This window comes from Pseudomonas sp. RA_35y_Pfl2_P32, from assembly GCF_963970735.1.
GTDB lineage: Bacteria > Pseudomonadota > Gammaproteobacteria > Pseudomonadales > Pseudomonadaceae > Aquipseudomonas.
The window spans coordinates 1-469 of sequence record NZ_CAXAQF010000292.1; the positions used below are offsets into that span (position 1 = coordinate 1).

General features: G+C 60.8%; 1 protein-coding gene. It reads left to right on the forward strand.

Translation table 11 applies throughout. The features are described from left to right. Window positions 1-469 (forward strand): aldehyde dehydrogenase family protein (locus AACY45_RS28340; RefSeq protein ID WP_339548780.1); only part of this gene is annotated, 469 nt, incomplete at both ends.

The following is a 469-nucleotide window of genomic DNA, read 5'->3' on the forward strand; positions in this document are numbered from 1 at the left end:
ATCAGCGTGCTGCTGGAACTGATCGGTGACCTGCTGCCACCGGGCGTGCTGAACGTGGTGCAAGGGTTCGGCAAAGAAGCCGGCGAAGCCCTGGCCACCAGCAAGCGCATCGCCAAGATCGCGTTCACCGGCTCGACCCCGGTCGGCTCGCACATCATGAAATGCGCCGCCGAGAACATCATTCCGTCCACCGTGGAGCTGGGCGGCAAGTCGCCGAATATCTTCTTCGCCGACATCATGCAAGCCGAAGAATCCTTCATCGAAAAAGCCGCCGAAGGCCTGGTGCTGGCGTTCTTCAACCAGGGCGAAGTCTGCACCTGCCCGTCTCGCGCCCTGGTGCAGGAGTCGATCTACGACGACTTCATGAAAGTGGTGATGAAGAAGGTCCTGCAAATCAAGCGTGGCGACCCGCTGGACACCGACACCATGGTCGGCGCCCAGGCGTCCGAGCAGCAATTCGACAAGATTC